18 protein-coding genes are annotated in these 23,116 nt (G+C 69.4%); 14 read left to right on the top strand and 4 right to left on the bottom strand.

The genetic code is table 11. From position 1 onward, the window contains the following. Window positions 1-47: 47 nt before the first annotated feature. The 9 genes from ACWEQQ_RS03405 (at window position 48) to ACWEQQ_RS03365 (ending at window position 9,317) form a co-directional block, all read left to right on the top strand. On the top strand, window positions 48-1,106 hold the full coding sequence (locus ACWEQQ_RS03405; protein ID WP_040855475.1) for a DNA-directed RNA polymerase subunit alpha: 1,059 nt from the start codon (window positions 48-50) through the stop codon (window positions 1,104-1,106). Window positions 1,107-1,160: 54 nt separating this feature from the next. Then, window positions 1,161-1,661: a 50S ribosomal protein L17 gene (gene rplQ / locus ACWEQQ_RS03400; RefSeq protein WP_452346978.1), complete on the top strand. Its 501-nt coding sequence runs from the start codon at window positions 1,161-1,163 to the stop codon at window positions 1,659-1,661. Between the two features lie 66 nt (window positions 1,662-1,727). After that, entirely contained in the window at window positions 1,728-2,642 is a 915-nt protein-coding gene (gene truA, locus ACWEQQ_RS03395; protein ID WP_452346977.1) for a tRNA pseudouridine(38-40) synthase TruA, read from the top strand. A gap of 305 nt (window positions 2,643-2,947) precedes the next feature. Further along, window positions 2,948-3,922 (top strand): hypothetical protein, encoded by a 975-nt coding sequence (locus tag ACWEQQ_RS03390; protein WP_452346976.1) that lies wholly within the window; start codon window positions 2,948-2,950, stop codon window positions 3,920-3,922. 113 nt (window positions 3,923-4,035) lie between these two features. Continuing rightward, a complete protein-coding gene (locus tag ACWEQQ_RS03385) occupies window positions 4,036-5,001 on the top strand; it encodes a helix-turn-helix domain-containing protein (RefSeq protein ID WP_452346975.1) in 966 nt (321 codons plus the stop codon). A gap of 248 nt (window positions 5,002-5,249) precedes the next feature. Further along, window positions 5,250-6,230 carry an AraC family transcriptional regulator gene (locus ACWEQQ_RS03380; protein ID WP_452338383.1) on the top strand — a complete coding sequence of 327 codons (981 nt, stop codon included), beginning with the start codon at window positions 5,250-5,252 and terminating at the stop codon, window positions 6,228-6,230. Window positions 6,231-6,313: 83 nt separating this feature from the next. Beyond that, entirely contained in the window at window positions 6,314-7,168 is an 855-nt protein-coding gene (locus tag ACWEQQ_RS03375) for a nitrilase-related carbon-nitrogen hydrolase (protein WP_452346974.1), read from the top strand. A gap of 201 nt (window positions 7,169-7,369) precedes the next feature. Further along, window positions 7,370-8,242: an AraC-like ligand-binding domain-containing protein gene (locus tag ACWEQQ_RS03370; RefSeq protein ID WP_452346973.1), complete on the top strand. Its 873-nt coding sequence runs from the start codon at window positions 7,370-7,372 to the stop codon at window positions 8,240-8,242. Window positions 8,243-8,321: 79 nt separating this feature from the next. Next, window positions 8,322-9,317: a nitrilase-related carbon-nitrogen hydrolase gene (locus tag ACWEQQ_RS03365; protein WP_452346972.1), complete on the top strand. Its 996-nt coding sequence runs from the start codon at window positions 8,322-8,324 to the stop codon at window positions 9,315-9,317. Window positions 9,318-9,320: 3 nt separating this feature from the next. Here ACWEQQ_RS03365 and ACWEQQ_RS03360 read toward each other — a convergent pair whose 3' ends face one another. Beyond that, window positions 9,321-9,590 carry a metal-sensitive transcriptional regulator gene (locus ACWEQQ_RS03360; protein WP_379382092.1) on the bottom strand — a complete coding sequence of 90 codons (270 nt, stop codon included), beginning with the start codon at window positions 9,588-9,590 and terminating at the stop codon, window positions 9,321-9,323. A 183-nt stretch (window positions 9,591-9,773) separates the two neighbouring features. Between ACWEQQ_RS03360 and ACWEQQ_RS03355 the strand changes: the two genes are divergently transcribed. From ACWEQQ_RS03355 to ACWEQQ_RS03345, 3 genes are all read left to right on the top strand, one after another. Beyond that, a complete protein-coding gene (locus tag ACWEQQ_RS03355; RefSeq protein WP_452346971.1) occupies window positions 9,774-10,589 on the top strand; it encodes an S-methyl-5'-thioadenosine phosphorylase in 816 nt (271 codons plus the stop codon). Window positions 10,590-10,805: 216 nt separating this feature from the next. After that, complete coding sequence (locus ACWEQQ_RS03350; protein WP_452347087.1) at window positions 10,806-12,041, top strand: NAD-dependent epimerase/dehydratase family protein; 1,236 nt, start codon at window positions 10,806-10,808, stop codon at window positions 12,039-12,041. A gap of 24 nt (window positions 12,042-12,065) precedes the next feature. After that, a complete protein-coding gene (locus tag ACWEQQ_RS03345) occupies window positions 12,066-12,629 on the top strand; it encodes an NADPH-dependent FMN reductase (protein ID WP_452346970.1) in 564 nt (187 codons plus the stop codon). On the opposite strand, the gene eccE is transcribed toward ACWEQQ_RS03345, so the two are convergent. Next, window positions 12,626-14,269, bottom strand: coding sequence for a type VII secretion protein EccE (gene eccE / locus ACWEQQ_RS03340; RefSeq protein ID WP_452346969.1), 1,644 nt, complete (start codon window positions 14,267-14,269; stop codon window positions 12,626-12,628). The two genes, ACWEQQ_RS03345 and eccE, sit on opposite strands and share 4 nt — an antisense overlap. A 130-nt stretch (window positions 14,270-14,399) precedes the next feature. Between eccE and eccB the strand changes: the two genes are divergently transcribed. After that, complete coding sequence (gene eccB / locus ACWEQQ_RS03335; RefSeq protein ID WP_452346968.1) at window positions 14,400-15,887, top strand: type VII secretion protein EccB; 1,488 nt, start codon at window positions 14,400-14,402, stop codon at window positions 15,885-15,887. Between the two features lie 75 nt (window positions 15,888-15,962). On the opposite strand, the gene mycP is transcribed toward eccB, so the two are convergent. Both mycP and eccD read right to left on the bottom strand, forming a co-directional pair. Then, complete coding sequence (gene mycP / locus ACWEQQ_RS03330) at window positions 15,963-17,432, bottom strand: type VII secretion-associated serine protease mycosin (protein ID WP_452346967.1); 1,470 nt, start codon at window positions 17,430-17,432, stop codon at window positions 15,963-15,965. 12 nt (window positions 17,433-17,444) lie between these two features. Continuing rightward, on the bottom strand, window positions 17,445-18,905 hold the full coding sequence (gene eccD / locus ACWEQQ_RS03325; RefSeq protein WP_452346966.1) for a type VII secretion integral membrane protein EccD: 1,461 nt from the start codon (window positions 18,903-18,905) through the stop codon (window positions 17,445-17,447). 79 nt (window positions 18,906-18,984) lie between these two features. Between eccD and eccCa the strand changes: the two genes are divergently transcribed. Next, window positions 18,985-23,040: a type VII secretion protein EccCa gene (gene eccCa, locus ACWEQQ_RS03320; protein ID WP_452346965.1), complete on the top strand. Its 4,056-nt coding sequence runs from the start codon at window positions 18,985-18,987 to the stop codon at window positions 23,038-23,040. The last annotated feature ends 76 nt before the right edge of the window (window positions 23,041-23,116 follow it).

Genomic DNA, 23,116 nt, shown 5'->3' with positions numbered 1-23,116 from the left:
GTTCCCAATCGTGAGCGTCAAATGGTGGGCGCTCGAAGGAGGAAGAAATGCTGATTTCACAGCGACCGACGCTGACCGAAGAGGTCGTGTCCGAGAACCGGTCGCGGTTCACCATCGAACCGCTGGAGCCGGGCTTCGGTTACACCCTCGGCAACTCGCTGCGCCGCACGCTGCTGTCGTCGATTCCTGGTGCCGCTGTCACCAGCATTCGCATCGACGGCGTGCTGCACGAGTTCACCACCGTCCCGGGCGTGAAGGAGGATGTCACCGACATCATCCTGAACCTCAAGGGCCTGGTCGTGTCGTCCGAAGAGGACGAGCCGGTCACCATGTACGTGCGCAAGCAGGGCCCGGGCACCGTCACCGCCGGTGACATCGTCCCCCCGGCGGGCGTGACCGTGCACAACCCGGACATGCACATCGCCACCCTGAACGACAAGGGCAAGCTGGAGATCGAGCTCGTGGTCGAGCGCGGTCGCGGCTACGTCCCGGCCGTGCAGAACAAGGCGTCGGGTGCGGAAATCGGCCGGATTCCGGTTGACTCGATCTACTCGCCGGTTCTCAAGGTGACGTACAAGGTCGAGGCCACCCGTGTCGAGCAGCGCACCGACTTCGACCGGCTCATCCTGGATGTCGAGACCAAGAACTCGATCTCCGCGCGGGATGCGCTGGCGTCGGCGGGCAAGACCCTGGTCGAGCTGTTCGGTCTCGCGCGCGAGCTGAACGTCGAGGCCGAGGGCATCGAGATCGGCCCCTCGCCGGCCGAAGCGGACCACATCGCTTCGTTCGGCCTGCCGATCGAGGACCTGGATCTCACCGTGCGGTCGTACAACTGCCTCAAGCGTGAAGGCGTGCACACCGTCGGCGAGCTGGTCGCCCGCACCGAGTCGGACCTGCTGGACATCCGCAACTTCGGTCAGAAGTCCATCGACGAGGTCAAGGTCAAGCTGCACTCGCTCGGCCTGTCCCTCAAGGATTCTCCGGCTTCCTTCGATCCGTCCTCCGTCGTCGGCTACGACGCGGCCAGCGGCACCTGGAGCGACAGCGGTTCGTTCAGCGACACCGACAACGGCGAGCAGGACTACGCCGAGACCGAACAGCTTTAGGTCATTCGGGGTGTAGCGCCCCGAATCGGCCTTCAACACAGGAGATTCAAACAAATGCCCAAGCCCAAGAAGGGTGCCCGCTTCGGCGGGACGGCGTCGCACCAGAAGGCGATCTTCGCCAACCTGGCGACGGCGCTCTTCGAGCACGGTCGCATCACGACCACCGAGGCCAAGGCCAAGGCGCTGCGCCCCTACGCCGAGAAGCTTGTCACCAAGGCGAAGGGCGGCACCCTGGCCGACCGTCGCGAGGTCATGAAGGTGATCCGCTCCAAGGACGTCGTGCACGCCCTGTTCGCGGAGATCGGTCCCTCGTTCGAGGGCCGTGAGGGTGGCTACACCCGCATCATCAAGACCATCCCCCGCAAGGGTGACAACGCTCCGATGGCGATCATCGAGCTGGTCCGCGAGAAGACCGTGACCAACGAGGCCGACCGTGCCCGTCGTGTCGCCGCTTCGCAGAAGGCTGCCGAGGCTCCGGCCGAGGCCAAGACCGAAGAGGCTGTCGCTGAGGCTCCGGCCGAAGAGGCTGCCGCCGAGGACAAGGCCGCGGAGTAAATCCGGTCCTTCGGACTCGACAAGGGGTTTCCGGGGCATCCCCTGAAACCCCGAGGGTGAGATTCCATGAGTGAGCCCGCCGTCCCCTCCGGGTCGGCGGGCTTTCTCCATGTTAACCAGGAGATCGCTGTGACCGTGGAGGATCCGACGCCCGAACCGGTTTCGATTCGGGTACGGCTGGACATCAGCTACGACGGCACCGATTTCACCGGCTGGGCGCGCCAGCCCGGCCTGCGCACCGTGCAGGGCGTGCTGGAGGACGCGCTGAGCAAGGTGCAGCGTGAGCCCATCCAGCTCACCGTGGCCGGGCGCACCGACGCGGGCGTGCACGCGGAAGGTCAAGTCGCGCACTTCGATACGCACACCGAGGTGGACGGCCCCAAGCTGGTGCACCGGCTGGCGCGCTTCCTGCCGAAGGATGTGCGTGTCAAGGCTGTCCGCCTCGCGCCGCCCGAGTTCGACGCCCGCTTCTCCGCCATCCGCCGCCACTACGCCTACCGGCTGACCACGGCTCCCTTTGGCGCGGAACCGCTTCGGGCGCGCAGTGTCGTCCCCTGCCGCCCGGGCCCCGATGTCGAGGCCATGCGTGAGGCGTCCCGAAAACTGTTGGGCCTGCACGATTTCGCCGCGTTCTGCCGCCGCCGTGAGGGCGCTACCACCATCCGCGAACTGCAGCGCTTCGACTGGGTCCAGGAGGGCGACCTGCTGACCGCCTATGTCAGCGCCGACGCCTTCTGCTGGTCGATGGTCCGGAGCCTGGTCGGCGGTGTCCTGGCCGTGGGGGAAGGCCGCCGCACGCCCGCCTGGATCGCCGGTTTGCTGAACGAGCGTGAGCGCTCGAGCTCTGTCACCGTGGCCCCGGCCCACGGCCTGTCGCTGATCGCGGTCGACTACCCGGACGACGCCGACCTGGCCGCCCGCAATGCCCAGACCCGCGAGGTCCGCACCGTTCCCGACCCCGAAGGTTGCTGCGGCGACTGACTCGTCCTGCACCCGTGTGGTACACGCCAACCGGCCGGCCGAACGCTGACCAGCGACCGCGCCGACGCCGTGTTCCGCCAACTGGTGTACGGTCTCGGCTGTTTCGGGCATTCGGATGCACCCGCGCACCCGGGCCGGGCCACCTGCGTGGCTGCACCGGTGCAACCGCCGGCCGGTCGCCGGCGGCACGCTGGGCCGCAGCGTGAATGAGCGCGAAAAGTAAAGGGTGAACTTCTTTTTGGTTCGGGGGTGCGAAGTTTCGCTTTGCGATGTGGTGGCCGGGGTACGGGCGGATAGTCCTTGGTATGGGGAAATCGAAGCGGGCCCGCGGGGGTCGAAAGCACAAGGGTGGGCGTGGCGGCGGGCGACGGCCGGAACGGGCGCTCGCATCGCACGAGGATGAGCTCGTATCGCACGAGGATGAGTTCGCCCGGTTCGACGGGCAGGGGCTCGATCTACGGGAGCCGATCGACCGTGTGCTGGCGGATGCAGCCGAGCTGGGGGATGACACCGATCCCCTGGAGGTCGAATTCCTGGTCGCCGATCTGCTCGCCGGGGGCGACGAGGATCCAGGGTTCGCCAAGCTGTTCGGCGCGTGGGCGGTGCTGGTGCTCGAGGAGCGAGCGACCTCGGACGCCTTGGGCACGCTGCGCGCCCTGGCCCGGCTCTCGACCGCCGAGCTGTCGCGTGCGGCAGGTGCCGCGGCGGATCGGCTCGAGGCGCAGGGGGTGAGCGTGCCGGGCTGGTCCGTCCGGGCGGCAGCACCGCTGCGGGCGGTCGCGTGCACCCGCTCGACTGCCGTAGACGCTTCGGTGCTCGTCGGCAGTTTCGAACGCGCGGACCGCATCCATACCTTCCTCGTCTGGATGCTCCATGACGGCGGGGAGGTCGCGGAGGTCATCGACCTGCTCCCGGGCGATCGGACGGCCGTGGCGCGGCAGTTGGCCGGCGCGGACCTGCCCGGCGTCACGGAGCGACTGTCACCGTGGGAGTTTCGCCGGCAGGTGGAGGCGGCGCTGGATCGGCGGGCGCGTCGGGAGCGTGCGGCGCTGATGGCGGATCTCGACGTGTTCGACGACCCGGACGACGACCCGGACGCCGATCTGCCGCCGTATGCGCTCGCCGCGACGGTACTGCGCGCGCAGCTGCGGACGATCGACTCGACCGTTCGATGTGGTCCGGCTTGCACGGCGGGCGGAGCGGCGAATTCGATGTCGGGTGGAAATGACGGGCATGTGATTGTGGATGGGGGTGTGGGTGAAAGTGCAAGTCCGGGATGAAGATTCGTGGTGCGAGTTGCGGGGAATGGGGAAATTCGGGCGACGTGATGAAAGTTGGATGTTGTTAAGGGAATTCGCGGATCGGGGCGGGCGTGGGGTGCGAGAATCAGGCGATGAGGGGCGGCGTCGAGCCCGCGGTGATGGAGGTTCGGTCCACACCGGAGGTTTCGCAGCAGGAGACTTTCGAGGAATGGGAGGCCGTTGTCGCAGCGGCCTACGTTCCGCTGGTGGTGACGCCGGTGCGGTCGGGGGAGTTCCGGGCGCGCATCGTGAAATCGCGATTCGACGGCATCGATGTGTCCATGGTGACGGCCAGCGGTCAGCACCTCAGCCGGATCCCGCGGCTCCTCCACGAGCCCGAGGAACCCATCCTGTTCGCCAGCGTGACCACACACGGGCACGGCTGGCTGGAGCAGGACGGGCGGGTCGGGGAGCTCGCCGACGGCGGGCTCACCCTCCACGTCAGTTCCCGGCCCTTCAGCGCGCATTTCGAGCAGTCCTGGGGCGTGGTGGCGGTGCAGGTGCCGCTGGCGGAGGTGGTGGGGGCGTCGGGGGTGCCGGCGGACCGGCTGCCGACCGCGGTGCGCTTCCCGCCCGAGGGGGCGGCCGGCATCGTGGGCCGCTTCTTCTGCGGCCTGGCGCAATTGCAGTACACCGCACCGGACCAGGCGGCAGTGCTGGCCAAACACGGTACGGGACTGCTCGCTTCGGTGGTGCAGCTGGCGGCGGGCGAGCTGCCGCGTGACGAACCCGCGCAGACGCTGGCCAAACAGCGGGCGCTGGCGTTCATCCAACGCCATTACGCCGACCCGGAACTCACCATCGATCAGGTGGCCGGCGCCTGCGCGGTGTCACGCCGCACCCTGTACCGGTTGTTCGAGCACGGCGAGGACGGTGTGGCGGCCATGCTCCGGCGGATGCGGGTCGAGCGGGCCCTGGCCCTGATCCGCACCGATCCGACTCGGCCGCTGGGGTCCGTGGGCCGGGCATCGGGCTTCGTGTCCGAGCGGCAGTTCTATCGGGCCTTCAAACGCGAAATGGGGATGACCCCTGGCGAATTCCGGTTGAGTCATGCCTGATCAGGAGGTGTGTCGGGGCTGACGCCAATTGGCAGTGATCTGGCACGCCCGGGCAGTCACAGCGGCGCTGCGGATGGGAATACTGGTGAGGCGCCGCCCGGTCGCCGCCTTCGAGCCGCCGGCGACCGGGCAGCGGCCTATCCGGATCGGCTTGACTACCAGGACAATCCGGACGATTGGTCCGTTTTGTCGCATCGGTCGGCTTCATTCGCAGTTTCCCGGCGTCCGGTAGTGGAATGATGCACGGTGTGGGTATTGCGTCCACTGCCAGCGCCGAAGTCCGTACGACCTCAGAGGTTTCCGCGCGGCAGGCATTCGAGCAGTGGGAGGCCATCGTGGCCGACGCGGTGCTGCCGTCGATCTGTGAGCCGCTCGGCAAGGGTCAGTGGCACGGCAAGCTACGCTCCACCCAGTTCGATCACTCCAGTCTCACCATGATGACCTCCAGCGCGCAGCGGGTGGTGCGTAACAAGCGCCAGCTCGATCAGGCCGCCGGGGACTTCCTGCTGGTGAACATTGTTGTGGAGGGCGCGAACTGGACCGCGCAGAACGGCCGGATCACCGAGGGCGGGGCCGGGACCATCGCCTTCTACGACAGCGCCCGCCCGATCGAGAGCCGCACCACCGAGAACGCGGTGTCCACGATCGTGCGCGCGCCCATGAGCGCGGTGCTCGATCACGCCGGGCTGGTGCGCGACGAGCTACCGATCGCCAAGGCACTGCCCGCCACCGGCGCGATGGGCGTGGTGGTCGACTTCTTCCGCGGCATGGCGGCCCTCCCGGTCAAGGAAACCGACCGGGCCGCACATGCCCTCGAATCGCAGATCACGGCCATGCTCTCCTCGGCGGTGCTGCTGGCCAACGGGCAGAACTCGCCGGCGCCGGCCGATTCGCTCTACACGCGCCAGCAGGTGCTGTCGGTGCTGCGCCAGCGCTATACCGATCCGGATCTGACCGTCGACGAGGTGGCGCACGCCTGCCTGGTGTCGCGGCGCACGCTCTACCGGGTGTGCGAGGACATCGGCGGCCCCGCCGCACTGGTGCGCCGCATGCGGGTCGAGCATGCCCAGCGACTGTTGCGGACCGACCCGGCCCGGCCGCTCTCGGCGATTGCTTCGGCTTCCGGATTTGCCACCGATCGCCATTTCTACCGCGCGTTTCGCCAGGAAACCGGGGTGACGCCCGGTCAATTTCGGTCACAACTGGACGCAGGCACGCGCGGTCGGTAGCCCGGCACGGTATGTCGCTGTGACCGGTTCACGTTCGGCGAAGGGTGATTGCACATCATCCGATACCCGTCGAAGGAGCCGACGTGCCGACCGAGGTGCGAGTCGCAGCCGTCCAAGCCGAGCCACGATGGCTGGATCTGCGCGCCGGTGTCCAGCAGACCATCGAGTTGATCGAGGACGCGGCCGCGGGCGGCGCGCAGCTGGTGGCCTTCCCAGAGACCTTCCTGCCCGGATATCCGTGGTGGTTGTGGCTGGAATCGGTGAGCTGGGGACAGGGGTTCTTCGCGCGGTATCGCACACATTCGATGACGGTGGGCCGCACCGAGTTCCGGCGTATCGCCGACGCCGCGCGGCGGCATCGCATCCACGTGCTGCTCGGCTTCAGCGAGCGCAGTGCCAGTGCGCTCTACATGTCGCAGTGCCTCATCGATGATCGCGGGGTACTGCTCGGAATCCGTCGCAAGCCTGAGCTGACGCCGCTGGAGCACAAGATCTTCCGCAGTGGCGAGCCGGGCGAGTCGCAGGTCTTCCACACCGGTATCGGCCGCATCGCGGTGCAGGGCGGCTCCGAGCAGTTGCGTCTGCCCGCACGGCGGGAGCTGGAGCGCACCGGCGCGCAGATCCACGTGGTGTCCTGGCCGGGGTTCATCGTGGCGCGAGACGTGGATTGGGGTGTGCGCGTGAACAATGCGGCCACGCTCTGGTACGCGGTGGTCGGGCAGTTGAACGTGATCGCGGCGTGTGCGGTGATGGATGTGGCGGGCGGTGAGAGCCGCCGGGGATCGGAGCCGGCCAGGCAGCTGGTACCCGGGCCGGGCGGGCATGCGCGCATCTTCGCGCCGGGCGGCGAGGAACTGGCGTCGCCGCTGGCCGGGCACGAACAGGGTTTGCTGTACGCCGATCTGGAGCTGGACCTGAGTTTCGAGTCCGCGGCCTAGTGGTATCACTGCGTACCGCTCGGGGGTATTGGCTCGAATTCCCCTGATCTGACACACTCTCCCGAGTATTCGGCCGTACCAGGGCCGACCATTGTCATCGAGGGATGGGGAGTGGAACGGTCAGAAGCGGTCGATCGGATCGAGGTGCGGTCCGGACCGGAGCAGTCGGCGGCGGAGGCATTCGAGCGCTGGGAAGCACACGTGAGCGATGCCTATGTGCCATTGGCGGTTTCACCAAAACCGACCGATCGTTTTGTTGGCTATATCGAACACGCTCGATATGGCGACCTCGATCTGACCGTCGCTGGATCCTCCACTCAGTTCATCCGTCGCACCGATCGGCTGATAGCGCAGGCGAATGACGAGTATCTGATCGCGAGTATTCCGCTTTCGGGTCACGCGCGCCTGCAACAGGACGGCCGCGTCGCCGATGTCCGTCCCGGTTCGATCGTGTTCTACGACACCACTCGTCCCTATCAGTGGGACTTGCAGCAGGAGTGGGAACAGGTCGTGGTGCAGGTCCCGCTGAGCCGGCTGCGCGATCACTATGGCGTTTCCGATCCCGAAGTCCCCACGGCCACCGTGTTTTCCAGTGGAACCGCGCCGGGAATCGTGGCGCAATTCTTCCGGGGTGTCGCGGGATTGCAGCGCACCGATCCGGCCGGGGCGGCGCTGCTGGCCGAACCGGGGATGGATCTGCTGGCGGCGGCGGTGCTCGCGGCGTCCGGGCGCACCCCGCACGACCAGTCCGCGGACGCGCTGAATCGGCAGCGGGTGCTGGCCTTCATGCGCAGCAACTGTGCGGATCCGGATCTCGGAGTCGATCGAATCGCCGAGGGCTGCCGCATGTCGCGTCGTACCCTCTACCGGGTGTTCGGCGAGTTCGAGGGGGGACCGGGAACGGTGTTGCGCCGCATGCGAATCGAACGTGCTTGCGACCTACTACGAAATGCGCCACAGTTGCCGCTTTCGGCCGTTGCTAAAGCATCGGGATTCCTCACCGAGCGTAGTTTCTACCGAAGCTTCCGATTGGAAATGGGCACGACTCCGGGGGCCTTTCGTACCCTGGCATGATCAGTCGGTGATTCGGCACTCGTCGCCATTGTTATGCCGGAAACTCTTGGCAAGCATCACGTTCCATGAGGGAACAGCGATGAGGATTACGGTGCGAGTCGCCGCCGTCCAGGCCGAACCCAGCTGGCTACGGCTGTCCGACGGCGTGGAGCAGGCCGTCGAACTGATCCGAGCAGCAGCGACGCAGGGCGCCCGGCTGATCGCATTCCCGGAGGCGTTTCTCCCGGGATATCCCTGGTGGCGCTGGATCGATACCAATCAGTGGAATGTCGAATACTCGACTCGGTGCCGCGAGAATTCGATGACTCGGGATGGCGTGGAAATGCGCGCGATCACCGGGGCCGCGGCCGCGCACTGCATTCACGTCGTCCTCGGATTCGGTGAACGGCAGGATCGGCGAATCTATATGTCGCAGGCCGTGATCGACGATTCCGGCGAGTTGCTGTCCGTACGCCGCAAGGCTGGGTTGAACAGCGTGGAACGCAAGATATTCGCCTCCGGAACTCCGAATCTGCCTGCGGTGCACCACACTCCGATCGGCAAGTACGGCGCGCTGTCCGGGCAGGAGAACCAGCGGCCGCTGCTCACCCGTGCGCTACGCGCCGACGAGGAGCAGATCCATGTGGCCGCCTGGCCCGGCAGTCCGTACGCCGATGCGGCAGGGCCGGATTCGAGCATCACGGTCAGCCGGATGTACGCGCTGGAGGTCGGCGCCTTCGTGCTCGCGCCCACCGCGGTGGTGGGGCAGCCGGCGTTCGACGGTATGGGGGGCGCCCCTCGGATCAGCGGCCCTACCGGCCGCGCCCGGATCTACGCCGCGGACGGCAGCGAAGTGGTGACCCCGCTCGAGGACGGCGAGGAGGGCATTCTGTACGCCGATCTGGACCTGGACGCCGGCAGCGGCGACACCCGGCAGCGCGACTCCGTCCCGGCCGCGCGTGACCGCAAGGACCGCGACCCCGTCCCTGTCCGCCGCGGGTCCCGTCGGGTCGCCTCCGGCTGGCAGTCCGGCCCGGACCGCTGGGCGCTGCCCGTGTCCTTGGGTACGTATCCCGGCGGCATCGCCGCCTGCTGAGGGCTAGCTCCGCACCAGCCGGGCGATGGCGTCGGTGGCTTCCTTGATCTTGGCCTCGGCCTCGGGGCCGCCGGCGACGGCCGCGTCGACCACGCAGTGGCTGATGTGATCCTCGAGCAGGCCCATGGCGACGGCCTGCAGGGCCTTGGTCATGGCCGAGACCTGGGTGAGGATGTCGATGCAGTACTTTTCCTCGTCGACCATGCGCTGCAGGCCGCGGGCCTGGCCCTCGATGCGGCGCAGGCGCTTGAGGTAGTCGTCCTTGGCGGTGATGTAGCCGTGGGTGGCGTGGTCGTGGCAGGCCTCGGCGGCTTCGGCGGGCGCAGCCGGGTCTGTGGTCGCGGTCTTGTCGTTGGTCACCTGCGCTGTCCTCACTCCCGGGCGTTAATACCCCCCTAGGGTACATGGTTTGCCCTGGTCCCACCACTCGTGCGCGCATGCGCGAGAATCGTGGGCATGAGTGAGGATCCACGGGCAACGCTCGCCATCATCGGAGGCAGCGGGTTCTACGACTTCTTCGGCGATGATGCGACCACGGTCGAGGTCGAAACCCCCTACGGCGCGCCCAGCGCGCCCATCACCATCGGTCAGGTGGAGGGGCGGGCGGTGGCGTTCCTGCCGCGGCACGGCCGCAAACACGAGTTCTCGCCGCACACCGTGCCCTACCGAGCCAATATATGGGCCCTGCGTTCACTGGGCGTGCGCCGCATCTTCGGCCCGTGCGCGGTCGGCAGCCTGCGTGCCGACTGGGGCCCGGGCACGGTGTCGGTGCCGGACCAGCTGGTGGACCGCACCTCCGGTCGCGCCCAGACCTTCTACGACACCGGCGGGGTGCACGTGGCCTTCGCGGACCCGTACTGCGAGGAGCTGCGTTCGTCGGCGATCGGCGCCCTGGGCGACGAGCTGCCCGCGCACGACCACGGCACCATGGTCGTGGTGGAGGGCCCGCGCTTCTCCACCCGCGCCGAGAGCCGCTGGTACGCCGGACAGGGCTGGGCGCTGGTCAACATGACCGGGCACCCGGAGGCCGTGCTCGCCCGCGAGCTCGAAATGTGCTACGCCGCAATCGCTCTCGTGACCGACCTGGATGCGGGCCTGGAGACCGGTGAGGGCGTCAGCGCCGCCGCCGTCTTCGCCGAGTTCGAGCGCAACCTGGTGCCGTTCAAGGCGCTGGTGCGCCGCGCCGTCGCTGCCGTCGAGGGCGACGACACCTGCGACAAGTGCCGCGTGCTGACAGGCACCGGCGTCCAGCTACCCTTCGAGCTGCCCTGATCGACTCCCGGCTCGGATCGCCGCCCGAGCGACCGGGGCACCGCGTTGTGCCCCGAGGTGCGCCGTTGCACCTGCTCGTGGCGGCATCCGCAGGATCGGTGGTCTTTCCGGAATGCCCATGAACAAATAGGTATTCCGGTTACAGATTCCGCTGGATGTGGCTATTTCGGCCCGCTCGCCTAGGCTGGATTCATGAATGCGGGCGGTTCCGGCCCCCTGCGCGTTCTGCTGACCGGCGCGGCGGGCTACCTGGGCTCCCATGTGCACCGCGCTCTGCTGGCGGCCGGTCACGAGGTCGTCGCGATCGATGCGTTGCTCGAGAGCGTGCACGGTGCGAATGCCGCTGGCCCCGCGGATGTTTCCCGCCTCGATGTCCGTGATCAGGACGCGCTCGCCCCCCTGCTCGCCGATATCGACGTGGTCTGCCACCTGGCGGCGGCCGTGCCGCTGCCGCAGCTGCGGGGCGCGATCGAGCTGGTGCCCGCCGATTCCTCGAATCTCGTGGCCCCGCAGGATCTTCCGCATCTGAGCCGCGTCTCGGTGGACGGGCAGCGCGGCCGCGACGATGCCGCCCACGGCGCCGGTCCGTGCGGGCGCCCCCCGCTCGGCGCGGACCGGGCCGGCGGGGCGCGGCCGGGCGCGGAGGGCATGCGCTGGGCCGCGCTCTACGGTGCGCACAATGACGTCGGCACGGCCGTCCTGCTGGCCGCCATGGAGCGGGCGGGGGTGCCGCGGCTGGTGCTCGGGTCCTCGGTGGCCGTGTACGGCGAGGGCCGGTATCGGGGCGTGCGCAGCGGGCCGTTCTATCCGGGTCTGAGGCGGCGCGGTGACCTGGATCGGGGATTGTTCGATCATCGCGCGCCGCGGTCGGGGGAGGTGCTGACCTGGGAGCCGATGGGGGAGGACGCACCGCTGCGGCCCCGGAGCGCCTATGCGGCAAGCAAAGTCGCGCAGGAGCACTACGCGCTGGCATGGGTCGCCAATACCGGCGGGGATGCCGCGGTGCTGCGGTATCACCAGCTCTACGGCGAGCCGGTGGCGGACGGCCGCCGGGTGCGGTCGGCGGAATCCGGTGTGGTGGCGCGCTTTCGGGCCGAACTGGTGGCGGGCCGCCCGCCGCAGGTGTTCGAAGACGGCGGTCAGGTGCGGGATTTCGTGCATGTGCGGGACGCGGCGGTGGCCACCGTTGCGGCCGTGGAACGCCGGCTGCCCGGTTTCGTGCCGTTGAACATCGCCTCGGGGCGGCCGCTCACGCTGTGGGAGGTGGCCTCGGCCATGGCCAAGGCGGTGGACGGGCCGACCCCGGTGGTGACGGGGCAGTGCCGCGTCACCGATATCCGCCATATCGTCGCGCATCCGGAAAGAGCCCGGCACGCGCTGGATTTCACCGCGCGCACCCAGCCCGCCAAGGGGCTGGCCGACTATGCCGCGCGCGGGGTCGGGCGGCGCTGACCGCTCAGCCGATAGGCTCCCGGCATGGACACCCCGCTGCGGCTCGAGGTCATCATCGCCAGTGTGCGTCCCCAGCGGTTCGCGCCGGTGGTCGGGGACTGGTTCCTGCGCCGCGCCCGCGCCGACGCGGATTTCGAGGTGGGCGTCATCGACCTCCTCGACACCCCGCTACCGCTGAACCTCACGGATTCCCCCGAGGTGCAGGCGTTCCGGCAACGGATCGGGGCCGCGGATGCGTTCGTTGCCGTCACCTCCGAGTACAACCACGGCTACCCGGCCTCGCTGAAGACCGCCTTCGACAGCGTCAAGCGCGAATGGCGTGGCAAGCCCATCGGTTTCGTCAGCTATGGCGGCCTGTCGGGCGGGTTGCGCGCGGTCGAGCAGCTGCGGCAGGTGGTCGCCGAGATCCATATGGTCTCCATCCGCGAGACCGTGAGTTTCCATGAGGCCAAACGCAAGTTCGACGCCGAGGGCGAGACCCGGGACGGCGCGGCCATCGACGCCGCCGATCGCATGCTGCGCCAGCTCGCCTGGTGGGCGGCGGCGTTGCGCACCGCCCGCGCCGCGGATCCGTATCCGGGCAGCTAGCGCGCGAGCGCGACGGCGGCGCGGGGCTGTCCGATATAGGTGGACTCGCGGGGGATGGAGACCAGGGTCAGAGACACCTCGGTGGTTCCGGTGCGCAGGACGATCCGGTTGCCGGCGGCGGCGGGCTGGTGGATGGACAGGTCGGGTCTGGTGCCGGGCCAGCCGAGCGGGTCTCCGGTCAGGTAGATGGTGGTGACGCCGGCGTGGGGCGCGGGGGCCAAGACGCCGTCCACCAGGGTCGCGGTGAAATCGGCGTCGGATTGGTGGGTTTCGGCGGCTACGGTGAGGCGTTCGGGATTGCCGATGGTGGTGACCAGCTGCTGCCAGGTCTCGGGGCGGTCGGTACGGATGAGGATGCGTTCGCCGACGGCCAGCGCGCGGAAGACGATCTGCTGGGCGAGATAGAGCTCCCCGGCCAGATGGACGCTCGAAATGCCCTGCCCGACAAGGCGGATGGCGACGCCGTTGCCGTCGTCGTCGGAGCCGAGCAGCTGGCCGCATCCGGCGGAGGGCAGCTGCAGGGCCCCGATGCCGGCGATGTCGCGGATCTCGGTGGGCACGGTGTCGTCCAGGCCCGGTACGGCGAAGGGGAGATGCGCGAGCAGCCCCTCCCGGTGGCGGCCGTTCATGGAGATCATGTGCTGCTGCACCGGTTCGGCGGGCAGCTCGCGGGCGGTGAGCCGCCAGGCCGCGCCGATGCGCACCGTGTCGGCGCAGCGGCCCGGGCGCAGCCGCACGGCCACCGTGGTGCCGCGTGAGGCGGGCACCCACAGCTGGGCGAGCAGATCGGAGGCCAGCTGCGGGGGATCCACGGCCGCACCGATGTTCACGCCGTTGCCGAGTTCGGCGTAGCGCCAGCGCTGGGTCCGCGCGCCCGGATCGACGCCCGCGGTGACCTGCAGCGCGGCCTGCCGGATCTCGGGTGCGGTGAGCAGCCGGGCCGAGCAGCCGGCGTTCTCGAGGGTGCGCATGATGCGTTGGGTGGCGATGGTGACCGCCCGGCACGCGCCGGTCAGCCCGCCGCCGCGCCGGGTTGCGGCCTGGGGGCAGGTGATCGGGTCGAAGGCGATGGCCAGCCATACCGTGCGGTGCGCGGTGGCGGGCAGCGGGCCGAGCAGGGTGTCGTAGATCGCGCCCGCGGGTGTGCCGGAGCGGCTGCGGAAGCCGTGCGAGACGATGTCGATGCCGGACAGCAGAATGTCGTGCCGGCTCAGGCTTTTCGCGAGTTCCGGCAGCGGCAGCAGATGGGTGGACCGCACGGTGCGGCGCCCGAGCCGGGTCAGTCCGCCCCTGGGCGCGAGCACCTCGACGACCGCCACCACACGGCTGCCGTCCCGGTAGAGCCCGAGCGAGCGCCCGTCGGGGGCGCGGAAATCGATCAGGTCGGCGGGCGGGTGGCCGCGCCGGGTGCGGAAGCGGCCGCCGGTGGCGATCCAGTCGGAAACGGTGCGTTTGCCAAGAGGTAACAGAAGAACCAGACCGACCACTATGCCGAGCGTGAGTGCGCCCCACCATGCCAGCCCGCACGGTTTGCCGAGGACCAGAACGACCAGTCCGGCAACCTGGGCCCAGATCAGGTTCGCGAGGGAGATCCGGCCGAGCAAAGGCCGCGCCGCCGTCTCCCCGGATTCGATCGTCATCGTCGGTCCCCGGCTCCCCGATATCGGCCGCGCGCGCTGCCCGAGTGCGCTCGCGCGGCGGCCGAGTGCGAATGAATGTCCTTGTCAATGTACTGTGTTCGGCGAACGCACCGACTTGCCGGGGACTTGAATGCCTTCGAAACCCACGACCCGATGGCAGGTGAGCGGCTATCGCTTCCTGGTCCGTCGCATGGAGCACGCCCTGGTTCGCCGGGATGTGCGAATGCTGCACGATCCCATGCGTTCACAGTCGCGGGCATACGCCACCGGACTCATCCTCGCGTGTGTCGCGCTGGCAGGTTGCGGAGTGTTGGCTCTGCTGCGGCCGCAGGACCGGATCGGGTCCAACAAGATCCTCATCGGCAAGGACTCCGGCGCGGTCTACGTGGTGCTCGGCGATGTGGTCCATCCGGCGCTGAACCTGGCCTCGGCGCGGCTGGTCGCCGGCGACGCGGTCAAGCCCGCGACCGTGCGGGAGTCCGAGCTGGCCGAGAAGCCGCGCGGGCAGCTGATCGGCATACCGGGAGCGCCGACCTCCTTGAACTTCACCGGCGGCGACGGCCGCAGCTGGACGGTGTGCGACGTGCTGTCCAATGACGGCAGCCGCTCTCTCACCACCTCGGTGCTGGCCGGCGATACGGGCCGGGCGGACAAGGCATCTCCCATGGCGTCCGGCACGGCGCTGCTGGTGCAGGGCCGCGACCACACCTACCTGATCTATGACGATCAGCGCGCCCGGATCGATCTGGACGACCGGGCCGTGGTCGACGCCCTCGAGCTGCGCGGCCGGACCCCGCGCCCGATCAGCGACGGCCTGCTGAACGCGATTCCCGAAGTGCCGCCGCTGGTTCCGCCGCGCATCGAGAATGCCGGCGCCGCACCGGATTACCCGCTCGGCGACCACCGGATCGGCGATGTGGTGCAGGTGCGGACCGACGGCAAGTACTACGTGGTGCTGCCCGATGGCCTGCAGCCGGTCTCGGCGCTGACCGCCGACATCATCCGGAATGCGCACCGCACCAGCGCCGCCGACGACTACATCGCGCAGGCCGACCGCACCGGCGCGCCGGTCTCCTCGGCGCTGCAGGTGTCGAAGTATCCGGACCGGGCCCCGGTCCTGGTGGACGGCAAGGATCAGCCCGTCGACTGCCTCTCGTGGAAACCGGTTCGTGCCGCCGATACCTCCGACGGCAGCACGCACGCCGAGCTGGCGGTGCTCACCGGGCACGCGGTCCCGATTCCCGACCGCGCCAGGCTGGTTCCGCTGGCGCAGGCCGACGGCAGCGGCCCGAATGTGGACAGCTTCTATATGAATCCGGGCTCGGGGGCGTACGTGCAGTCCACCGGTATCGAGCCGGACAGCCCGCGCCACGACAGCCTGTTCTTCGTGTCCGACTATGGAGTGCGGTTCGGGATCAAGAATCCGGATTCCGCCGGAGCACTGGGCATGGCCCCGGATCGGGTGCGGCCGGAACCGGTGCCGTGGCAGATTCTCGGCTTGCTCGCGCCCGGACCGACTCTCAGCCGGGAAGCGGCCATGGTCGCCCACGACGGGGTCGCGGCCGATCCGAATCCCGCCAGGGACCCGGTGAAAACCCCAGCGCCGAACGGGAACTGAGCCCAGGCGGCGGTCCGAGTCAGGCGTCGGTGTCGCGCACGCCGAACGGGAACTGAGCCCAGGCGGCGGTCCGAGTCAGGCGTCGGTGTCGCGCACGCCGAACCTGCGGCGCAGCGGGAACGAGGCCAGAAAGCCGAGCACCAGCAGCAGCGCGACGACGCCGGTGCCGATCAGGGCGACATTGCGCGGTGTGCGGTCGGGTGCGGGCGGCGGCGTGGGCAGAGCGAGCTGCTGATTCCGTGGTCCGGCGGGATGCTTGGGCGGCAGGCTGTTTCGCACCTGGGCGGTGAGCGCGGCCACGGGATCGACTGTGCCGTAACCGATGGCCGGATTCCAGCCCTCGCCCGGCGCGTGCGCGGTGTCCTCGATGCGCTCGATGACCTCGGCGGCGCGCATATCCGGGTAGCGGGCCCGCACCAGCGCGGCCACGCCCGAGACCCGCGGCGCGGCGAAACTCGTTCCGCTGTAGGGGACCACCTGGCCCTGATTGGTCACCTTGGCCGTGGTGAGCCCGGTGTCGCGGGGATCCAGCGAGACGATGTTCTCGCCCGGCGCGGCCACCCCCACCCACGGCCCGGGGACGGTGAACTTCGACGGCTGACCGAAGGCGTCCACCGAGCCGACCGACAGCACATAGGCGTCCCACCAGGCCGGCACCACATACGACGTGATGTGATCCCACGGATCGTCGGCCGGGTGCAGGGGATCCAGGCCCGGATTGCTCGCCTTACAGGTATCGGTATTGCCCGCCGAAGCCACGATGACGACGTCCTTCTCGACGGCCGCGTACCGCACCGCCGCGCCCAGCGCGCCCATTTCCGCGCTGGCGGGCGCGGTGGTCGGGCAGGCGACCAGGGAAATATTGATGACCCGCGCGCCCGCGTCGGCGGCCCGGCGCACCGCCGCGGCGAGCGCGGAGATCTTGCCGTAGCCGTCGGGCATGTCGTCGGGGCCCTTCTCCCGGCCCGCGCCCTTGGTTTGGTACAGCGCGCTGGTCTGGCGGATGGTCATGATCCGCGCCTCGGGCGCGACCCCGGCAAAGCCCTGGCCGCCGACCTCGGCGGCGGCGATCAGGCCCGCCACAATGGTGCCGTGGGCGTCGCAGTCCTCGGTGCCGTCGCCACCCGCGGCCACGTAGTCGCCGCCGGGAATCAGGCCGGGCAGCCGCGGGTGCGGGGACACCCCGGTATCGATGACTGCGACCAATTGCCCTGCGCCCCGCGAGAATTGCCACGCATCGGGGAGGTCGAGGGTGCGCTGGGTGGGCGGAATGGTCGGCCCGCCACCGCCGACCTGGGTGCTGGAGCACGGCGAGTTCGCGGGGTGTTCGGTCTCGGTCGGCGGCACGGCCGGACCGCTGGGAGGCAGCAGGCCCGCGTCGATGGGCGGCGGCCGGTCCGCGAACGCGACGCCCGGCCCGGCTCCCGTTCCGACTGCCGCACCGAGCGCCAGGACCGCTGAGGCCGCCGCGACCCGCAATCCCCGCACGCCGGGAGCCGCCGCGCGATCTCGGGAACGGTTGGCGCTCAGTGCTCTATCGGGCATGGCGGCCGACGATCACAGTCCGCGTACGAGGGCATAGAGATCGGTCACCCAGAATGCCAGCGGCATCACGGCTGCCACGAAGCCGTACTCGAGCAGCTCCACCGCCCGCCGCACGGGCGGGGTCGCCTGCCGGCGGGGCACGATGATGCCCAGGACCAGCGCCGCGGTGAAAAGCACCAGTGCCACACCGAAAATCGTGAGTGGCTGTCGCTGGGTGCGGGCCGCGCCCAGGAGCACCAGCAGCACGATGGTGGCGCCGCCCGCGATCAGGACCACGGCTTGTTCCGCGCCCGCATAGGTGCGGCTGCGGAACATCAGCACCACGGCGCACACCAGCGCGAGGGCCAGGCCCGGCCAGTACGGGGTGCCGGCGCTCGGATTCACGGCGGCGACCGCCCCGGCGACCACCACCGTGGTGGTCGCCGCGACCAATCCGGCCAGATAGTCGCGCGCCCGTTCGGATTTCGCGCGCAAGACCTCCATGGTAGGCAGGGCGCGATGGTCGTCGGGGTCGTCCTCGGTGGGGTCGATCGGGGTGCCGGGTGCGGGGACGGGCGGCAGCGGGAGCTTGGCCAGCAGCATGGAAAGCCTTGGGGCCAGGGATAATCCGGCCAGGCCCAGCGCCGCCGCGCCGGCGCCGATGGCGTGCACGGGCAGATCCGTCAGCAGGCCCGCCAGCGTCGCGGGGATGACGAAGACCGCCAGCGCGGTCGCGCCGATGAACAGGCCCAGCCCCACGCCGCTCACCCGCCAGGCCAGCATCGCGGTGGCCCCGGTCAGGACCGCGCCCAATAACGCGTTGGCCCAGCCGTAGTGGCTCGGCACGAACAGCAGGCCCGCGCTGAAGGCGGTGGGCAGTGCGCAGCCGCCCAGCACCAGCGCGCTCGCGCGGTCGCGGTACATGCGGCTGAGTACCGTGCTCGCGGTGACCAGCAGCAGGGTGACGACGGTGGCCACGATCGCGCTCACCCAGCCGGGAAAGGCGGCGGGCGCGGCCAGCAGGCCGAAGCAGCCGGTCAGCATGATGGCCACCGCCAGCGCCGATCCGGTCAGCCGGGCCGTGCGCGGCGTCCAGCCGTGGAAGTGGTCGGCGTCGGCGATGGCGACGTTGTCCATGATGTCGTCGAAAAGCGGTGCGGGCGCGAGGTGTTCGGCGCTCTCCAGCATGAGCAGTTCCCCGTCGCGCACGCCCTGCTCGGCCAGGCTCAGGGAGTTGGAGAAGGGCGGCTGCCCGACACGGGCCAGCACCCACTCGTGCGGCTCGAACGGTTCGCCGTCGTGGTCGAAGTCATTGACGCGATTGTGCTGATCGACGATGTCGACCACGCTCGGGATGACCAGTGCCACCGGCACATCGACGGGAATGGCCATGTCGACCTGAGTGTGCTTGGCCAGAATGGTGACTCGCGCCAGATCGGGCGCGCGGACCGTGCCGTGGAGTTCCTCGAGGTGATCGGTCCGCGACTGCGCCACGCCCGCACTGTACGGCATGATGGTTGCCGTTCGTACACTGAGCCGCAATTCAATTCGAATTCGTGGGGGACTTTCCGCGATGAGCACCGTACGGTTCCAGCGCCCACCGCGCCGGGTGATGCCCCGCTCACCCGGCGGCGAGGTGACCCTGCAACCGCCGCCGGAGATTCCGCGGACGGTTCCGGCCAATCTCTTCACCAAGCTCATGCCGGTGGTGATGGGCGTGGGCATGCTCGGAATGGTCGCGCTCATGATCACCTCCGGGAGCGGTCTCGCCGCCAATCCGATGAGCCTGATGTTCCCGATGATGATGGTGTTCTCCATGGTCGGGATGTATGCGGGGCAGGGTGGCAAGGGGCAGAAGGCGGCCGAGGCCGACGAGGATCGCAAGGACTATCTGCGCTATCTCGACCAGGTCCGCCGGGATGTGGAGGAGACGGCCGCGCAGCAGCGGGCGGCCGTGGAGTGGAGTCATCCGGAGCCCATGCTGATCTGGATGCTGGCGGGGACCACGCGGATGTGGGAGCGCCGGCCGGGGGACAAGGATTTCTGTCACGCCCGCATCGGGCTCGGTAACCAAAGGCTTGCTACGAGACTGGTCGCCCCGGAAACTGGGCCCGTCGAGGAGCTCGAACCCATTGCCGCGGTCTCGCTGCGGCGCTTCGTGCGCACCCACTCCACCGTGCCCGATCTGCCCACCGCCCTGGCCGTCAAGGGCTTCGCCGCCGTCCAGCTCACCGGCGACCGCGCCCAGGCTCGCGACATGGCCCGCGCCATACTGTTGCAGCTGGCCATGTTCCAGGGCCCCGACCAGGTGCTGATCGCCGTGGTCTGCGGACCGGACACCGTCCGCGAATGGGAATGGACCAAGTGGCTGCCCCACGCCCAGCACCCCGAATCCCAGGACGGCGTCGGCAGCGGGCGCATGGTGTACGGCTCCATCCGTGAGGCGTACGCCGATCTGAATCCGCTGCTGCACAACCGGGTTCGGTACTCCCGCAATCAGCCGCCCGATCCGAACCTGACCCAGATCGTGCTGGTGGTGGACGGCGGACTACTCGACGCCGAGGAAGATCCCCTGCGGGAGTACGGTTTCGAGGGCGTGACGGTCATCGACCTGTGCGGGTACGCGCCGCGGCTGGCCGGCTCCCGGGGCATTCAAATGGTGGTCGAGAACGGCGAGTGCGCCGGGCGCGGAGCCTCCGGAGCGATGGAGCGCTTCGCCGTCGTCGACCGCATCACCGCCCGCGAGGCCGAGCAGGCCGCGCGCCGGCTCGCGCCGTATCGGGCCGCCGCCGCGCGCACCGCCGAGACCGCCGGCGGGGAGGATGAGGTCATCTCGAGCTGGCCGCAGCTGCTGGGCCTGGGCGATATCGGCGCCTTCACCCCCGAGACGGCGTGGAAGCCGCGCTACGGCCGGGAGCGGCTGCGGGTGCCCTTCGGTGTCGGGGCCGACGGGCTGCCGGTGGTGCTCGACATCAAGGAGGCGGCCGAGGGCGGTGTGGGGCCGCACGGGCTGTGCATCGGCGCTACCGGGTCGGGTAAGTCGGAATTCCTTCGGACGCTGGTACTTTCGCTCATCGCCACGCACTCGCCGGATCAGCTGAACTTCGTGCTGGTGGACTTCAAGGGCGGCGCGACCTTCCTCGGGCTGGAGGGGGTGGCGCATGTCGCGGCCATCATCACCAATCTGGAGGAGGAGGCCGATCTGGTCGACCGGATGCGCGACGCGCTGGCCGGCGAGATGAACCGCCGCCAGGAACTGCTGCGCGCGGCGGGCAATTTCGCCAATGTCTCCGAGTACGAGAAGGCGCGGGCGGCGGGCGCTGATCTGGATCCGCTGCCCGCGCTGGTCGTGGTGCTCGACGAGTTCTCCGAATTGCTCTCGCAGCATCCGGATTTCGCGGAACTGTTCACCATGATCGGCCGGCTGGGCCGCTCGCTGCATGTGCATCTGCTGCTGGCTTCACAGCGGTTGGAGGAAGGGCGGCTCAAGGGGCTGGAAAGTCACCTGTCCTACCGGATCGGCCTGAAGACGTTCTCCGCCAATGAATCCCGGCAGGTGCTGGGCGTGCCGGATGCCTACAACCTGCCCAACAATCCCGGCGGCGGCTACCTGAAATCCGATTCCGGGGAGATTCAGCGGTTCCAGTCCGCCTATGTCTCCGGACCCTGTGCCGGCGGCGGGTCGCGGCGCGATGCCGCGGTGGCCACCCGCTCCGGCGACGTCGATGTGACCGCACGCCCGTTCACCGCGGGCCGCGTGGACTTCCGTGCCGCCGACCGGATTCCGCTGCCCGACCGGCCGGAACCGATGACAGCCCCCGGCGACGCGGATCAGATCTCCAACCTGCAGATGCTGGTGTCGCGGGTACGCGGGCACGGTCGTCCGGCCCACGAGATCTGGCTGCCGCCGCTCGGCGCGGCATCCACGCTGGATCAGCTGCTGCCGCGCTCGATCCTCACCGGGGACTGGAATCCCATTGCGGCCCTGCGCGCCCCGATCGGCATCGTCGACCGGCCCTACGATCAGCGCCGCGACCCCATGGTGGTGGACCTGTCCGGATCGCGCGGCAATGCGGCGATCGTCGGCGGTCCGCAGTCGGGGAAGTCGACCGCGCTGCGCGCGCTGGTCATGGCGATGTCCTTGACGCACACCGCCGAACAGGTGCAGTTCTACCTGCTGGACTTCGGTGGCGGCACCATGGTCGGCCTGGCGGGGCTGCCGCACGTGGGTGCGGTCGCCAGCCGCATGGAGGAGGACCGGGTGCGGCGCACCGTGGCCGAGATGGTGGGCATCGTGCGCCGCCGCGAGGCCACCTTCCGGCGGCTCGGCGTGGAGTCCATGGCCGAGTTCCGGCGGTTGCGCGCCGACCCGGGGACCGGTGATCGCGCCACCGACCAGGGAACCGGTCCCACCGCCGCGGGCGTGCACGAGGATCCGTTCGGCGATGTGTTCCTGGTGATCGACGGGTACGGCGCGTTCCGGCAGGAGTTCGAACTGCTGGATCAGACCGTCATGAACCTTGCGGTGCAGGGACTTTCGTACGGCGTGCACCTGGTGATGTCGCTGAACCGCTGGGCCGAGGCGCGGCCCGCGCTCAAGGATCAGATCGGCACCCGCGTCGAACTGCGGCTCGGCGATCCCATGGACTCCGATCTGGGGCGCAAGTTCGCGGCGCTGGTGCCCATGGGCCGCCCGGGCCGCGGCATGACCGCCGACGGGCTGCACATGCTGACCGCGCTGCCGCGCGTGGACGGCGACCCGGATCCGGCGACGCTGGGAACCGGTGTGGCGCACGCCGTTTCGGGCATCGCCCAGTTCACCCCGGGACGTCGGGCACCGGCGGTGCGCATGCTGCCCGACCGGCTGCCGCGCACGGAACTGCTGCGGCTGGCGGGGGACTGGCCCGCCGAGGCGGACAACACCCAGCCGTGCCTGCGCTTTCCGCTCGGCATCAATGAATCCGGGCTGGCCCCGGTGTATCTGGATCTGGCGGCGAGCCAGCATTTCGTCGTCATCGGCGATTCCGAGTGCGGCAAGACCACCCTGCTGCGCGCGCTGGTGCAGTCCATCTGCGCGTCCAATACCACCGATCAGGCGCGCATCATCATGGGCGACTACCGCCGGACCATGCTCGGCACCGTGCCCCAGGGCCATCTCGCCGGCTACGGCACCACCGCCCCGCAGTTCACCCGGAACATGGCCGACCTGGCCGCGTACGTCACCCAGCGCATGCCCGGCCCCGAGGTGACCCCGCAGCAGCTCAAGGATCGGTCCTGGTGGCGCGGCCCGGAACTCTACGTCGTCGTCGACGACTACGACCTGGTGGCCACTGCCGGCGGCAACCCGCTGCACGCCCTGGTCGACCACCTGGCCCACGCCCGCGACCTCGGCTTCCACCTGATCCTGGCCCGCCGCTCCGGCGGCGCGGGCCGTGCCATGTACGAGGCCACCCTCAACCGCCTCAAGGAACTCAACTCCGCATCCCTGATCATGAGCTGCAGCCGCGACGAGGGCACCCTCTTCGGCGACACCCGCCCCTCCGTCCTGCCCCCGGGCCGCGGCACCTACGGCACCCGCGCAAGCGAGGACCTGATCCAAACCGCCTGGCTGCCCGCGGCCGAGCTGTGACTGCGAGCTGCCCGAGACACCACCGGCGGCCCTCGACCACCGGCGTCGTCGTTTGATAACTTGAATTGGTTACTCG

Source organism: Nocardia sp. NPDC004123, assembly GCF_053603795.1.
The sequence above is the reverse complement of the archived record's forward strand: the minus strand, read 5'-3'. Positions and strand labels throughout refer to the sequence as shown.